Origin of the sequence: Thalassospira sp. GO-4, from assembly GCF_023588965.1 — a bacterium.
Taxonomy (GTDB): domain Bacteria; phylum Pseudomonadota; class Alphaproteobacteria; order Rhodospirillales; family Thalassospiraceae; genus Thalassospira; species Thalassospira povalilytica.
The window spans coordinates 4,032,984-4,047,797 of record NZ_CP097807.1 but is presented as its reverse complement, the minus strand read 5'-3'; the positions used below and the strand labels follow the sequence as shown (position 1 = coordinate 4,047,797).

Sequence of the window (14,814 nt, the reverse complement as noted above, 5' to 3'; positions counted from 1 at the left end):
TTGCCGGGTTTGCTATCGGAACATCACGTGACTATTGACATGAATTGCATAAAGGCTTGTAGTTGCAGTAATCAGCAACTCGTTCCCGCGCGCACCGCCAAACGTTAGATTTGAGACTGTTTCGGGAACAAATATTTTACCAAGCAATGTCCCGTCCGCGGCAAAACAGTGAACCCCGTCCTTCGCGGAACACCAGATATTGCCATAGCAATCTACACGCAGCCCATCGGGCAACCCATCGTCAATTCTTGCGAAATCACGTCCATTCTCCAATCTGTTCTCGCCTGTAACATCGTAAACACGAATGACTGACGGGATTTTGTCATCATGGCTACTGCCGGACTCAGCGATATAAAGCAGTTTCTCATCATTGGAGAACGCAAGACCGTTCGGCTGGGTGAAATCCCGCGCCACACTCGTTACAATTCCGGTTTCCGGGTCAAGGCAGAAGACATTGTTGTATTCCTGTTCCGGCGTTGCCTTGTAACCTTCATAGTCCGATAAAATCCCGTATGTCGGATCGGTAAACCAGATCGTTCCGTCTGTTTTGGCGATAACATCGTTGGGTGAATTGAGCCTGTTTCCCTGAAATTCGGCGACCAAAGTTGTAATTTCCCCATTATGTTCGGTACGGGTAACCGATCTTGTCCCATGCTGACAGGTGATTAACCGGCCAAGCCTGTCGACAGTATTGCCATTGGCAAAATCCGACCTGTCCCGAAACACATTGACCGATCCGTCGCACATCCAGCGATAAATCCTCTGGTTCGGAATATCCGAAAACAAAAGGCACTGATGAGCCGGAAACCATACAGGACCTTCCGTCCATAAATGCCCGCCGGACAGTTTCCTGAGACGTACATTAGCCAGAACAAGATCGCGAAACCGACAGTCCAGAACCTGATAGGGCTCGAACATACCGATCACATCACCAAATTTATCTGCGGCACTGCTAGCCAAGAGACATTCCTTTGCCAAATTCAATTTGTAACAAGAAAGCAGTGTCTGAATGCCATCAAGCGATCAGCGCACCAACTGTTGCCGACCATAGATCAACAACATTCCAATGATCACCACGCCAAAGACCACCTGCCGGAATGTATCGGCAGGAATATCAACACCGAGCTGGGCGAAATACCGTTGTGGCTGAACCACCGACAGCATCGATTGCAAGATTGTAATCAAGATCACGCCTGCAATCGTTCCAACATATTTGCCACGACCGCCCAAAACATTGGTTCCACCAAGAATAATCGCCGCAATCGTCGGCAACAGGTACGGATCACCCATGGCCTGATAGGACCGGTTTGCCCATCCTGCCAACAAGACACCGGTCAGCGCAGCACACGCACCGGAAAAAATAAAGCACGCCAGAATGACCTTGCGCGTATCAACGCCACTCAAAAAGACGGACCGTTCCTGATTTCCTGCTGCATAAATCCGTCGACCAAGAACCGACCGGTTCAGCATGAAAACAATCGCAGCCCCCAAAACAATCCAGATCAGAAGCGGATTGGGAATGCCAGGAATGAAATGTCCGACGGCCAGTTCACGCATGAATTCAGTTGCGCGGTCCTGCGGTGCAAAACCACCGGTGTGATAAACCATAAGACCTTGCGCGACCGCATTCATGCCAAGTGTAAAGATCATGGCCGGCGCCCGCAGATAGGCCACACCCAGCCCATTAACCGTCCCGATCAGCGCACCACACAGAACACCAAATGGAACGGCAAGTGTAACGCCCCATTCCGGCCCCAGAAACCCGGTGGCACCAGTCGCCATCATGCCCCCCACACCGATGGTCCAGGGAATGGACAGATCGATATGTCCCAACAGAATAACCAGCATCACACCACTTGCCACCACACCAAGGAAGGATGCGGTATGAAGCTGCTGGATCAAATATTTCGGAGACAGAAAGGCCGGTTCAACCATGGCCCCGATCAGAAGCAAAACAACCACACAACCAAACGCAATAAGCGTTGCCCGATCAAACTGCCTTGCGATTACGCCTGAAACACTCATTTTCCGCCTTACCGATAAATATCTAGTCTGTTCTTGATTCTCAGGACGCGCAGCGAACCGAGACTGACCGCAACAAGCAGTACGACGCCGACGAAAAGCGGCTGCAAGACAGGGTTGATGTCAAACACGATCAGCAGATCACCAACAGTCCGCATCACAAACGCACCAAAAATCGAGCCAACAGCACTGCCAACACCGCCAAACAATGACGTGCCTCCAATAACGACAGCCCCAATGGAATTAAGCGTGTACTCGTTGGCAATTGACATCTTCGCCGCCCCGGAATAGGTCAGCGCCGTCAACAGGATGCCACCGATGGATGCCAACAAGCCGCTCAGTGTATAGGCCAGCATCTTTGCCCGATTGATCGGGATGCCCGACATATATGCCGCCTGCTCGGATGAACCGATGGCAAACGCCGCTCGCCCCAGAACCGATCGGCGATACGGAATCCAGATGAACACAACGACAGCCAGCAGCAGCAAAACAGTATGCGGCACGGCAAATGTCGAACGGGTCATGAAGTCGGCAAGTTCAAAATTTACCAACCCGCCCGGTTGCGGCCGGATGGCAAGCGCAATACCGAAATAAGCCGCACTGGTGGCCAGCGTCGCGATCAGGGGCTGCAACCGTCCATAAACGATAATCACACCATTTACCGCACCACATGCCAGCCCAAGCAACAGCACACCAAATATGCCGAACGTGGTTGCCACCGGTCCGCCAACAACAATCGTTGATGCCAGACAGTTTGCCAGAACGAAAGTCGCGCCCACCGATAAATCCAGTCCACGGGTAATGACCGGCAGGGTCTGCGCCATGGCAACAAGTGCCAGCAATGCGCCTTTGTTGGCCGCAGTATTTATCATGTTCGGCGTAAGGCCCGCCGCCTGCTTCCATCCATACACAATGAACATCGCGGCAAAGATCAGCATTGCGATCAGAACACCGCGTTGCGCCGCGGACAAGCGGCCAACCCAGCCGAAATACCTTTGTCGAGAAACCAGATCTGCTGGTTCTGAGCTCACATTCATAGCGACGCTCCCTGTATTTTTTTTGGTTCAGGTCGGGTCGCTGCCTGTTCCGGCAGGTTAAGCGCGGCTGAAACCAGATTTGTTTCGTTAAGATCATCTCCGGCAAGGGTTCGAACAATCCTGCCGTCATACATGACCAGCACACGGTCGCAGCAACCAATCAGCTCATCGTAGTCGGTGGAATACAAAAGAATCGCACACCCTTCTGCCGCCAATTTCTGCAAAAGCTGATAGATTTCCTGCTTGGTGCCAACATCGATTCCACGTGTCGGATCGTTCAACAGAATGATGCGTGGCTTGGTCATCAGCCACTTGCCGATCACGACTTTTTGCTGGTTCCCTCCGGATAACGCCCCGACAGGTCCGTCAATGCCGTCTGCCTTGATCTTGAGAAGTTCGACCATCTCGTCGATTGCGTTTTCTTCTGCGCGTGTATCCACAACGCCCATCCGGCTCATTTTTTCAACCGCAGCGAAGGACAGGTTCTCGCGCACGGTCATTGACAACATCAGGCCTTCGTATTTGCGGTCTTCAGGCACCAGCGCAATACCAATATCATCTGATTTCGCCATTTTCGGGCTGTTCAGTTTTACCGGATCACCATTGATCTCCATCGACCCGGTTGCCCCTATCAGGGTGCCAAACAGCCCCAATTGCAGTTGACGTTGTCCTTGCCCGTCCAAACCGCCAAGCCCAACGATTTCACCCGGCCGCATTTCCAGATTGATGCCATTCAGTTCATCGTTCCATGAAAAGTCCATCACCTTCAGAATCGGTTCGGAGGCAACTGGTCTGATACTTTTGGCTGGATAGACACTGCTGTATTCGCGACCGATCATCATCTCGACAACGGCACTGTCCGATTTCGTACCGTTCTTGAATGTCTCGACTTTGGTACCATTGCGATAGACAGTGCAGGTGTCTGCCAGTTCGGCAATTTCGGGCATGCGGTGTGAAATATAGATGATCGCCATCCCTTCATCGCGAAGCCGATGAAGCATCTTGTAGACCTTTTCGACATCGGCCGCGGTCAGCGCGGATGTCGCTTCGTCAAGGATCAGAATTTTGGGATTACGGGCCAGTGCCTTGGCAATTTCCACCATCTGACGGCGGGAAAGCGACAAATTGCTGACGGTTTCCATCGGGTCAATGTTTTCGCCCCCGACCCGCGCAAGCGCCTCTTCGGCGATACGCCGCTGAGCGCGGTAATCAATCATCCCGAATTTACGTGGCGGACGAGTGATGCCAATATTGTCGGCAACGGTCAGGTCCGGCAACAGGGACAATTCCTGAAATATGCATGACACGCCAAGATCATTGGCCTGTTGCGGATTTGCAAAGCTCACCTGTTTGCTATCGATTTCTATCGTGCCGCTATCTGGCTGCACGACGCCCGAAAGGATCTTGATCAGGGTCGACTTCCCAGCCCCGTTTTCACCCAACAGCGCATGAATTGATCCACGCTGCGTATCGAAACTAACATCTTCAAGTGCCCGGACACCGCCGTAGCGTTTGGTTATGCCCGACATGGATAATAGATAAGGAGATTTGCGCTCTGACACGGCAGTTTTCCTAACGTTATTGAACACCGTCGATGCCAAACCTGACATCGACGGTATCCGGCCTTTTATTGTTGTTAGTTGTTCTCGCCTGTCTGAGACGCGATCTCTTCTGCCGTAAAGCCAATGTTGCAAGCCTCGAAATTGTTGCCTGCAAAGAAGCTACCCGGCAGTTTCGGGAACATCTCGACACCCTCCTTGAAGGGTGAATAGGAAATCGACGTCGGCAGGGCAATTCCGGATGGAACCACTTCACCTTTCAGGGCCGCAATCGCGGTTTTAATCGTCACAGATGATTGTGCCGGGCCTGTACCGCCTGACTGGCAGGCAAGACCTGCACTGTTGCAAAGCTGACGAAACGCGTTCTCGGTTTCCCCGGAAATCGGGGCCTTGAAAGCACCTGAATCAAGCATCGCTGTCGCAACACCTTGCGAACCACCCTGAACATAAATCCCGTCAAAAATACCGCCCGCAGCAATGGCGTCTGCCGTCACTTTCTGGCCATCACCAGGCGCCCAGTTTCCGACGACGTCAACGACTTCGATGTCGCGTCCGGATTCCTTGATGACCTCAAGGAAACCTTCATTGCGTGCGATATCTACAGGTTGCCCTGCCGGACCACGCACATGCAGGAACTTGGCAGGGCCATCACCGCTTTGCTCAAGAAGGAACTTACCGGCCGACATGCCCAGACCTTTTTGATCAACATTGATCGCAATCTGGTTGGGATCATCAATCACATTGTCAAACGACAGAACGACGACATCGGCTTCGTTGGCCTTACGCACCACCGATCCGAACGCGCGGGTGTTGTTGGCGTTAATGATAATTGCGTCAAAGCCCTGATCGATAAAGTTGTTGGCGGCTGCAATCTGTGCCGCGATGTCTTCTCCGACAGAAACAACCTTGAATTCTTCGATTTCGGCAGCAACTTCCGGCTGTGCGGCATAGGCCTTGGCCACCGCAATCATCTGAACACGCCAGTCATTGGCAATAAAGCCATTCACAAGTGCAATTTTGTAAGGCCCTTCACGTGCAGGCCACTGGAAATAGGTTGTGTCATCGGACACCGGCGTGAAGCACGACGGATCGGCACCGGGACCAGCAACGGTATTCGGGCCGGCAGACGCAACCTGTCCAGCCACCATCAACGCGACAGCGGCGGTCGTCATAGTCAGTAGTTTTTTCATGGTAGTCCTCCCGTTGGATACGCTGTTCTTTATCGCTTCCTAAGCAGGTCAGCGCCCCTGCCCGCATTGTGCAAGTTCTTGACGTCTCGTTTGCCGCATGCCGGATCAGACACTTCTGATCAACGAACAGAAATGACGGAAATTCAAATGGTTGTCAGAGAGAACTCGTTCTCACTCAGGACCTGAGCGGACCGGGCATTCCCCCCTGATGTCAGCATGTGACTTATTTCTTTTGTTTACTTCTGTGCCGTTGAACGGCAAGGGCCCGTAAATGCCTTCATCGGCAAACACAAAACCATGGCGCAATCATCATATTATCTGATTAAATCGTAAAGAGCGGTTTCCGCAGAACGCATACGGTGATACGCATCCAGGTTGCGGGTTCCCGCAAGACAAGAGAAACGCCTGTGAATATTATCGAAGAGCTGGAGGAAACCACCCATGTCGGATCTTGCTCATTACCTTCGCATATCCAATTTACTAGCGGGCAACCTCGATATTCACTCGGCATTAAGTTCGGTCAAAACCGAGATCGAGAAGATTATCGAGTTTGATCACCTTGATGTATGTCTGATTGACACGGACAAAAGCTGGGCAACGGCTTACGAGGTCGGCGTTGAAACAGCCTGGAGCAAAATGCGTTCGTACGTACAAAAAGCCCCCATCCGCGACATTTTGCTGGGTAAGACAGATCATCTACTGACGGGAAATGCCCTTCAGGACCAGCGCTTCCTTTTCCCCGGCGCGGTAAGCGCACCGATTATTGACCATCAACTTCGTAGTCGCGTCAGTGTCGGGATGAAGGTTCTGGGAGAAGTCGTTGGCTCGTTGAATTGTTCTTCGAAGAAGGAAGACTTTTATAACCAGAGCCACCTGGAACAGATCCGTATCCTCGCAGACATGCTGGCCCCCTATTTCTATGCTTTGCGTGCCAATGAGAAGGCCAACAAGGAAGCCATCATTCGTGCCGAAATCCTTGCCCGTGAAGAAGGCTTGCGTCTAGGCGCACTAAGCCTTACAGACGCACTCGAAGCCGAGCGCCAGCGCATTGGGATGGATCTGCATGATCAAACTTTGGCCGATCTGACACGCATCGCCCGCGACCTCCGCCCCGGCCTGAGCGAAGCACAGTACTTAAGATTGCAACAGCAAGTCCAAAACATGATCCAGGGACTGCGCGATATCATTGATACCTCTATCCCCTCCATTCTTGACCTGTTTGGCTTCCATCATGCTGTCCAGACGCATCTCGAACGCGCCGTAAGCTATGACAGCGTCATGCAGTTCAAAGTGGATGATCAGACAGACGGCGCGATTGACCTGCTGCCTGAAACAACACGTATCGCGGTCTTTCGCATATGTCAGGAAGCCATCAATAACGCGGTCCTGCATTCAAATGCATCTCTTGTTTCTGTTTCGATTGCCAAAAGTGTTGATGGTTGCCTGACCATCAAGGTCTCGGACAACGGAAACTTCCAGCCACATCCGAGAAAGCCCCCCAGTGGCCTGGAACATATGAAAACGCGCGCCCGCCTGATCGGTGCAAAGTATGACCTTTCAACCTCGGACGGCACACAGGTAACAATTCAGTTGCATCAACCGACCAGACAAGAAGGAGAAAAGATGAATGAAAATATTGCTGGTTGAAGATGACAACATGCATGCAGATTTCCTGATGGAAATCGTTGAACAAGCCTTGCCAGAATTTGATGAAATCCTTGTTGCACATAACGGCAAGGAGGCCGAAACCCTAGCCCACCGGCATCAAATTTCGGCAGTCGTGATGGACCTGCGCATGAAGGAACATAACGGCATCGAAGCCGCGCGAACCATTTGGGCAGAACGTCCTGACACCCGTATTCTGTTCTGGTCAAACTATTCTGATGAGGCATATTTGCGCGGGATTACGCGAATTGTTCCGGATCAGGCGGCCTATGGATATGTTCTGAAAACCGCGACACAGGACAAGATGCGACTGGCTTTGCGCGCCGTCCTTGTCGAAGCCCAGATTGTGGTTGATCGCGAAGTCCACCAGATACAGGCCCAGCAAATGCGCTCCCGCAGTGCTCTGACAGAATTTGAATATCTGATCTTACTTGATTTGGCGCTAGGGCTGCCTGACAAGGCTATTGCCGCGCGCCGGAAACTGTCGCTCCGTACCGTCCAGAACCGTTTATTATCTCTCTATGACAAACTCGAAGTAGAGTCGCAGGACCAGAACGAAATGGGCATTGTGCTGAACAAACGAACACGCGCTGTCTCCAGTGCCATTGCACGCAAGGTGATCAATCGCGAAGGATTGATTGCTGCCAACAAAGAGCTTGGAGACTGGCTTGCGCGCGCTCCTGCTTCTCAACGTTAGGCTCAGAACCCATTCCACCTTTCTGGTTAAAAGTGGTTCGTCAGATTGATAAAGAACACTATGTGAGCGATCCGCTTTGGCTTTCCTGTTCTCGGTTTCGGCCCATTGAGTCCTGAGCCTCGCGCTATAGCCCAACTGATGTTCATTAACCACGAATTATGACAACTCGTCTTGAACCGAGTAACACACACACTGGCACTTAAGCATTTGTCGGATTTTGGGAGGAGATGGTGGGCCCGGCGACACTTGAACTCGCAACCAGACCGTTATGAGCGGTCGGCTCTAACCAAATTGAGCTACAGGCCCTGCATGAGCCAACTTTTAAGTGCTAGAAACTCGATGCAGCTGCACAAATTAGATATTTTTCGGGCCGGGTCAAGACCAATGAGCAGTTCACTGACCTAAATTGATCCACTGCTCCATGCATCCAAATAAGTCCGAACGGACTTAATGCCCTCAAAGCCGCTATCTTGCATAAGATCAAGCGGCGACCTTCCCGCAAACAGTAAGTTCTTATGAGGCCCATGTAACCAAGTGAGAGCTTCACTCTCAATCGGAAACAATGTCACCACAGCCTTATAAATTCCTAGTACAGCAGAAACACGCATCAACGTATCAACGGACAAGGTAAGCTCCTCTTTTCGCTGAGCCTTCCTTATCCATCGATAATACGTTGAAGCAGATGGCGCTCCTAACACAGCGATTCGCTGAGACGCATTCAAACCCAACCTTCCTGAAATAACCACAAAGGTTCTCAGGCCAGGTCCGCTCAATCGGCGCCGTTCCTCGTCACTGTGGATTTGATGAATTTCACGTATCAGTTCACTGGACACCTGGCACCTCCACAAACACTGAAAATGGCTCGTCACCTTGCTCGAGAGAATCTTCAGTTTCAGCAGCCTCGACAGGATCTGGCTTTCCATACCATCGAACTAATTGCTTTTCGCGCACTTTGAACTTCGCCAACCCTTGCTCACTCGGCTTTGCTTTAACGTACACGCTCAACACATCGTCCATTATTGCCGCCAACAATTTACCGTAGCTCAAGCCTTGCTTGTTAAATTTGGCGACAGCCTGCTTAAAGCTAAGAAACCCATTGTTGGATGGCAATTTACAGGCTTTCTCCTGCAAGGTTGAAATTAGGCCCTCAACAACACGCCTATCGTATCGCCAACCAATCCAGCCATCCTTTCCTGGGCCGTGGACACTCGGAATAACGCCGGTATTTCGAAGTGATCGGATCGTGTTTTGGCAAACACCAAGTATAGCTACCAGTTGCATAGCGCCAACGAGGTGCTGCTTTTGATCAGCATAGAGTTCAAGGCTCTCACGGTTGATCCATAGCGTTTCACCATACTCTGTCCGAAAGTACTTTCCCTGAATATAACCCCAATCATACAAATGCTTGAGCTGTGCCCGACCAACACTGAGCTTGCGCCTAGCCTGCTGCCCTGGGATGTAATCTCGACCCTCTTCACCAGAGAGAATGATTGGACTACCACGGCCCGTCAGAACGCGCTCTTGGACTGGATCGTTTATGTGCTGGAGAAGCGCATCAAACACGAATTGCAAGCTTTCTCTATTCGCAATCACTCCGCGATACAGATAACCAAAGTCTCTGGCTACACTGACCGAATTAGAGCCACGTCCATTATCAGGCATCACTGTCTGAAGGGTCTGATTAAGTCTTCGCGGCCAATACGCCAAAGAGTATGAAATCTGGTCAACTATCTGCGAAAATGCCCTCCAATCAATGCTGCTCGATGCCTCCTGTCCGGATGAGCGCGCAAACACAATAAGCTGCCCTATAAGGGAAATTGTCTGTAAGATTTCCGAGACACCACCCGTCAGGAAATCGTTTGGAAACTTGTATCTTAGCGTGGGGTAGTTCGTACCAGTGATCTTGTTTGACAGCAGCCGCATCAACCCAAGCGTTTCCGGAGAACATGTCCTACCAGTCGATTGAGGCTTGCATCCGGGAATACAGGGCATTAAGGCCCCCCGATCAATGGTGGCAATCTCCCCGCAACTGGGGCATACATTTGTGACTTCGGTACCATGTATAGGGCAGTGGGATACACACCTGAAATCCCACAGGCGAGATATAAAGCCATTCTCGAATGTACAATAAAAGCACATCCGAGGAGACGGCCATTCCAAGAACTTCCGGGACAGTATCTCTCCAGTCGGCAAAGAGACATGAGAGTGGTTGCCGTTACGATCAGAATAGTTCAATAACGGCATCAGCTCATCGACATCAACATTCGCTACTTTTGCCAACCCACGGAAGTTTGAGTGAGCGCGATTGAGTGAGTCCTCTGAAACTGAGAATCGCGCGAGGCTTGATATCCACGAAACTCGCGTATATCGGTTCTCTTCCGCTAGTCTGTAGAGGTAGCTTAAGAGGCTCTCTTCAGGATGGGGCCGGACGCTAAACAAAAGTTTCCTGAGCTCAGCCATTGGGGCGCCCCCTTCTTTTGCGCGTTACCGACTTTAAGGCAGTTGGCCTCAAAGCCCCCTTATCAAGCGAAAAATCAACCGGCCCTAATTCGAGCAGTGCCTCAGTAATATGAGAATGGAGCAATGTTTCTGCTTGCTCCAACATTGCCAACTCAGTTGCCAAATGCACAACGCGCATCATGTAGCCAAGCAGACCATTTGATGATGTCACGAGCAGATTGATTGATATTGTGTCGTGTAATGCAGAGCGCTCTGGCCGAGGAAGAGGAAGACACTGATTGACGGAGTAGAAGAACAAATGAGCCGCCTGCCTTGCCTCTCGTGAGCTCAGTCGAAGAGGATAGAGTTCAATCTTCGCTTTTCGGCGGGTTTCAAGCTGCGGGTTCACAACGAAAATATTGTCGACTTCAGGCAGCCCTGAGAGAAGTATCGGTTTCCTTAGAACTTCCACCTGTGTCTTGATCCAGTCCGCAGCGTCATACTGCCTGGCTGAACTTCCTCGCACAGCAATATGTTGAAATTCATCAAGAACGATCAGCTCAACATTTGTACGATCAGCATAGTACTTAATCCGATTTTCCATGTCCTCTCGGGTACCGTATGTTGGCTTCGGATCGCCGATCGCACTTAGAATTCGAGAAGCTAGGTTTTTAACGGTACAGTTTTCTGGTACGACGATGGACAAGACCTTCTTGAATTCGCCGGGTACATTGCGCGTACGGCAATACTCCTGAATTATTGAAGTCTTTCCGGAGCCCGTATGCCCAATCAAACTCATAATCCCTGGTGCGTCTGAATAACGCCCTGCTTGATGAAAATTGGATATCCGCGCCATTGCGTCTTGGAACTTGTCATGCACGATCCGAACGTCTCGGAAAGCTGCTAGTGCCTTTGCTTGATGATCTACGAGAAATGGTCTTTTACGAGACGCCATTGTCAGGATCCTCTGCATCAGGGTTGGCCCCATCACCGGCTCGGGAAGCATGCCAACCTCTCTCGATCAACTCTGCCTCTATTTCCTCACTCGAAAAGAACGGTGCTTCATAATCTTCAGCCTCAACCTCTGATGGAGCACTTATGGCTCTGCCGGCTTGCGCACCAGCTTCTATCGCCGACAGAGATCTCAACTCTTCATTCTGATAGCGGTAGGCTTGTTTTCGTTTGGTTTTTTGGGCATCAGAGATGATTTGACGCGAAGCTTCAAACACAGAGAGGCGACGATCCAACAACTCACTTTCAGACGACTTATCGGGGTTTGAGCCAGTGTCTTGGATCAAGCTTCTGATGACTTTGTGTCGCCACATAGACAGTCGAAGCGCATAAGTCTCGTAAATGCAGTTTGCTGGAATAAAGACACGGTTTTCCTGATCCTCAACATATATTGTTGAGAGGTCCTCGGGATCGACTTTGATCCTAACTCTAGGATTTTTGGGTCCCAACGAGCTATTGCCTATCAATCTCCGACGAAGGAGTTGAATTGCCTCCGATTGATATGAAAGGCCTGCGACAGCTATTCCACTCCGTCCAAGGGTCCGTGTTTCGATCTTAAACAAAAGGACGTTCAGATCTTGCTGAGACGAAATGAAGTGGACTGGGTGCTTGCGCGTACCTTCACGCCATTTCTGAGCCGGAGTACATTTTAAACTGCTATGCTGACAGTTCGCGTAATCATCCACGATGAATTTTGTCAGCAGGAACTCAAACTCTTCAATTGTCAGACATGCTTCCTTCTCGGAAGGATAATTTCCTCGTTTATCTGGATTGGAAAAAGTTGTCCCCGGGAAGGTGTGAACAAGTTTGGTATTTAATGTCCCAAACCATCTTTCAACGACCCCTTTGTAATGAGGCGAGTAAGACGGATTATACTCGACCGACGTACCCAACTGAGCCATGCCGTCGAGTAAATGCTGGGAGTGAAACTCTGGGCCGTTGTCGAGAACTAACGTATCTATCAGACCAAAACAGGGCCAATTTGACGCGAATTCTGGGTTGTACGATGTGTCGGAATGCTGCTCCAGTTGCTCAGCGACCTGCTGGAGATACATCTCCTTTGGTGCAATTGCATGCTTCAAACAACGCATCACTGAGATATAACTTGGCGCATTGAAGCTCAGATAAAAACCGACAACCATCCTTGAATAGAGGTCAATCGCAAGCGTTAGCCAAGGGCGTCCCAAAATCGTCCCGCTGCGAAGGATCAGTTGCAAGTCAACCAGGTGGTGATCTACCTGTACTATCTCCAAGGGGTGTCTTGCTGTTATCCCTGCTCCGACCGCATCGTACTTAGCCTTCGCTGCACGTACGCCATGCTGAGCTGCGGCAACTTCGAAAGGTTCTAACGCTCTAACATATCGATAGACACTACGAATGTTTGGAACTTTTAACTGTGCCTTACGCGGCAATCCCAAGTTTTGCTTCTCAATACGACCTCGCAGAATTTGGAACAGTTGGTTCACTTTGTAAGGCGTTGCAATGAGGTAGAAGTCCTCAATCACCTCATCGAGTATTTCGGCCACTGCGCCTGATATGATTTTTGCACGTCTGCCTTTCAGAAAATCTGCAGGCAACAAGGCTCTGAGATCATGCCCTCCGTCACACCAAGCACGATACCACCTCTCTACTGTTCTTTGGCTCGGCAGACACTCTTCGGGAACTTGAGCGAAGAATTTCAGCACGTCACAAACTGCGGAACTTAACGAACCATCGGAAATCCTCTGATGAACCGCTTTCACATACTTAAGGCGACGTCTGGCCTCTTCTTGGTTATCCGCACTAAAGCTTTCAAAGCTGCGCTTGATTTGGGATTTGTTTTTGCCAGCACCGTATTGTCGAAAACACTCGATCTCGGCTTCACCCTTCATAATGAGCGAAGTTAACGTAGACTCCTCAATTAACAGGGGCTTTCCGGTTTCAATGTTTGCCAAGTTGAATTCGTTTGATGCGGTATGACATACGACTTTGAATTCTGAACCATACACCTGCACTTTGGTGTTCAAGGGGAGATGCAGACTGGTCATTGCACGCACTCCTTCTCAGGAAGCCGAACAAGGCTATCGCGTGTAATTGGCTGATCCAGATCCATCAAAAGCTTGCCCGCAGACACAAGTGAAAGCGCCTGGCCTCGAGCATTCACCTTTCGCAGCCTTTTTGAAAGCTGTCGCACTGAGAGCGACGAACATTCAGAAAACAACTGCACCAAGACATCATCAGCGAGCAGTTCAATACGTTGACGATGGGTAGACATCAAAAGGATCACATTCGACCATCTCGGCTCTCTCCTGATTTCTTTTTCCGTCCAAACCTCAAACGAGATACCAAGCTCCGCCAAGGCAGCTTCGATGTTGTTAAACTTCTCAATGGCCTCAGGGCTAATCGCTTTTTCGTAGGGTTTCACCTCTATTACAATTTGTCGGCCTGATCGGGTAACGAGCAAGTCTGGGTAATAGGTGACCTCTTTTCCTAAACACACGTAGCGCAGGGGAAAGGGCTGCTCAGAAAAACTTTCCACATCTGGGAGTACGTCCAACACACGCATACAATCGCGTTCGAGCTGAGACTCCCATTGCAGATGTTTCTGATTGCGATAACTGAAAAAATGGCCGACGACACGGCCTTTGCTACGGGTTACAACCCGTCGAGCAAGATTGTTCATCTTTCTCTCCAAAAGCTGAATTTGGGCATAGCTCGCCTGTGGCGTGCTTTCCACGCAATGCTTGCCTGCCTCGGGGAAACGTGCTAAGGATAAAGTTACCAAGCAATCTCGCTTCAGCGACGTATCCAACCGCTTCAGACACTCTGGGGCGGTTTTTACGTTTTGGACCTCTTTAGTTGTTTTATGACGGAAACATCTTTCTTGAGAGACATTGAGAGGTCAATGCCTTCAAGTAAGTAAAACAACTTAAAGTAGAATCACATTTTATGCGCAAAATATTCGTCAAATTGGTGAAAATTTTGTGCCAGATATTCACCAATTTGGCGAATCAAGGGATAGAAGATATTCCACCGCACACACATATGAAGGCGGTGAATGAATCGACATTTAAAATTCATGTTGATTAGGAAAATATAATCCTACCTTAAGTGGAATTTAAGGACTCAATAAATATTCTCAGGACTGCAACTAAAACCGTCATCTGAATGCAATGGAGTTGATAATCATTGCAAAATCGATTCGAAACTCAGCA

General features: G+C 50.2%; 12 protein-coding genes, 1 tRNA gene and 1 pseudogene. 2 read left to right on the top strand and 12 right to left on the bottom strand.

The features are described 5' to 3' along the window. Positions 1–12: 12 nt before the first annotated feature. From M9H61_RS18490 to M9H61_RS18470, 5 genes are all read right to left on the bottom strand, one after another. Positions 13–960, bottom strand: coding sequence for an SMP-30/gluconolactonase/LRE family protein (locus M9H61_RS18490; protein ID WP_250282195.1), 948 nt, complete (start codon positions 958–960; stop codon positions 13–15). A 63-nt stretch (positions 961–1,023) separates the two neighbouring features. Then, positions 1,024–2,025 carry an ABC transporter permease gene (locus M9H61_RS18485; RefSeq protein WP_250282193.1) on the bottom strand — a complete coding sequence of 334 codons (1,002 nt, stop codon included), beginning with the start codon at positions 2,023–2,025 and terminating at the stop codon, positions 1,024–1,026. Positions 2,026–2,033: 8 nt separating this feature from the next. Next, positions 2,034–2,993: an ABC transporter permease gene (locus tag M9H61_RS18480; RefSeq protein ID WP_250282191.1), complete on the bottom strand. Its 960-nt coding sequence runs from the start codon at positions 2,991–2,993 to the stop codon at positions 2,034–2,036. Positions 2,994–3,055: 62 nt separating this feature from the next. Then, positions 3,056–4,621: a sugar ABC transporter ATP-binding protein gene (locus M9H61_RS18475; protein ID WP_220151761.1), complete on the bottom strand. Its 1,566-nt coding sequence runs from the start codon at positions 4,619–4,621 to the stop codon at positions 3,056–3,058. Between the two features lie 74 nt (positions 4,622–4,695). Next, complete coding sequence (locus M9H61_RS18470; RefSeq protein WP_114103814.1) at positions 4,696–5,808, bottom strand: substrate-binding domain-containing protein; 1,113 nt, start codon at positions 5,806–5,808, stop codon at positions 4,696–4,698. A gap of 441 nt (positions 5,809–6,249) precedes the next feature. Between M9H61_RS18470 and M9H61_RS18465 the strand changes: the two genes are divergently transcribed. Both M9H61_RS18465 and M9H61_RS18460 read left to right on the top strand, forming a co-directional pair. After that, a complete protein-coding gene (locus tag M9H61_RS18465) occupies positions 6,250–7,455 on the top strand; it encodes a GAF domain-containing sensor histidine kinase (RefSeq protein WP_250282189.1) in 1,206 nt (401 codons plus the stop codon). Then, positions 7,436–8,170: a response regulator transcription factor gene (locus M9H61_RS18460; protein ID WP_114103812.1), complete on the top strand. Its 735-nt coding sequence runs from the start codon at positions 7,436–7,438 to the stop codon at positions 8,168–8,170. The genes M9H61_RS18465 and M9H61_RS18460 overlap by 20 nt, the downstream gene beginning before the upstream one ends. A 228-nt stretch (positions 8,171–8,398) precedes the next feature. Here the strand turns inward: M9H61_RS18460 and M9H61_RS18455 are convergent. The 7 genes and pseudogenes from M9H61_RS18455 to M9H61_RS18435 form a co-directional block, all read right to left on the bottom strand. Then, positions 8,399–8,476, bottom strand: a tRNA-Ile gene (locus tag M9H61_RS18455). Between the two features lie 95 nt (positions 8,477–8,571). Next, entirely contained in the window at positions 8,572–8,778 is a 207-nt protein-coding gene (locus M9H61_RS20695) for an MbcA/ParS/Xre antitoxin family protein (RefSeq protein ID WP_371922232.1), read from the bottom strand. Positions 8,779–8,992: 214 nt separating this feature from the next. Continuing rightward, positions 8,993–10,093: a hypothetical protein gene (locus M9H61_RS18450; protein ID WP_250282187.1), complete on the bottom strand. Its 1,101-nt coding sequence runs from the start codon at positions 10,091–10,093 to the stop codon at positions 8,993–8,995. A gap of 189 nt (positions 10,094–10,282) precedes the next feature. After that, positions 10,283–10,630: pseudogene (locus tag M9H61_RS20690) on the bottom strand (TniQ family protein); the annotation flags it as partial. After that, a complete protein-coding gene (locus M9H61_RS18445; protein WP_250282185.1) occupies positions 10,623–11,564 on the bottom strand; it encodes a TniB family NTP-binding protein in 942 nt (313 codons plus the stop codon). The gene M9H61_RS18445 and the pseudogene M9H61_RS20690, both read right to left, overlap by 8 nt. Beyond that, positions 11,551–13,647 (bottom strand): Mu transposase C-terminal domain-containing protein, encoded by a 2,097-nt coding sequence (locus tag M9H61_RS18440; RefSeq protein WP_250282183.1) that lies wholly within the window; start codon positions 13,645–13,647, stop codon positions 11,551–11,553. The genes M9H61_RS18445 and M9H61_RS18440 overlap by 14 nt, the downstream gene beginning before the upstream one ends. After that, the gene (locus M9H61_RS18435) at positions 13,644–14,282 is read right to left on the bottom strand and encodes a TnsA endonuclease N-terminal domain-containing protein (protein ID WP_230230860.1); all 639 of its coding nucleotides are present in this window, start codon (positions 14,280–14,282) and stop codon (positions 13,644–13,646) included. The genes M9H61_RS18440 and M9H61_RS18435 overlap by 4 nt, the downstream gene beginning before the upstream one ends. Between the last annotated feature and the right edge of the window lie 532 nt (positions 14,283–14,814).

Bases quoted from the DNA above. Each gene is read 5' to 3' on its own strand.
- M9H61_RS18470 (WP_114103814.1), bottom strand. From the start codon at position 5,808: ATGAAAAAACTACTGACTATGACGACCGCCGCTGTCGCGTTGATGGTG.
- M9H61_RS20695 (WP_371922232.1), bottom strand. From the start codon at position 8,778: ATGCGTGTTTCTGCTGTACTAGGAATTTATAAGGCTGTGGTGACATTG.
- M9H61_RS18440 (WP_250282183.1), bottom strand. From the start codon at position 13,647: ATGACCAGTCTGCATCTCCCCTTGAACACCAAAGTGCAGGTGTATGGT.
- M9H61_RS18460 (WP_114103812.1), top strand. From the start codon at position 7,436: ATGAAAATATTGCTGGTTGAAGATGACAACATGCATGCAGATTTCCTG.
- M9H61_RS18485 (WP_250282193.1), bottom strand. From the start codon at position 2,025: ATGAGTGTTTCAGGCGTAATCGCAAGGCAGTTTGATCGGGCAACGCTT.
- M9H61_RS18445 (WP_250282185.1), bottom strand. From the start codon at position 11,564: ATGGCGTCTCGTAAAAGACCATTTCTCGTAGATCATCAAGCAAAGGCA.
- M9H61_RS18465 (WP_250282189.1), top strand. From the start codon at position 6,250: ATGTCGGATCTTGCTCATTACCTTCGCATATCCAATTTACTAGCGGGC.
- M9H61_RS18450 (WP_250282187.1), bottom strand. From the start codon at position 10,093: ATGCGGCTGCTGTCAAACAAGATCACTGGTACGAACTACCCCACGCTA.
- M9H61_RS18435 (WP_230230860.1), bottom strand. From the start codon at position 14,282: ATGAACAATCTTGCTCGACGGGTTGTAACCCGTAGCAAAGGCCGTGTC.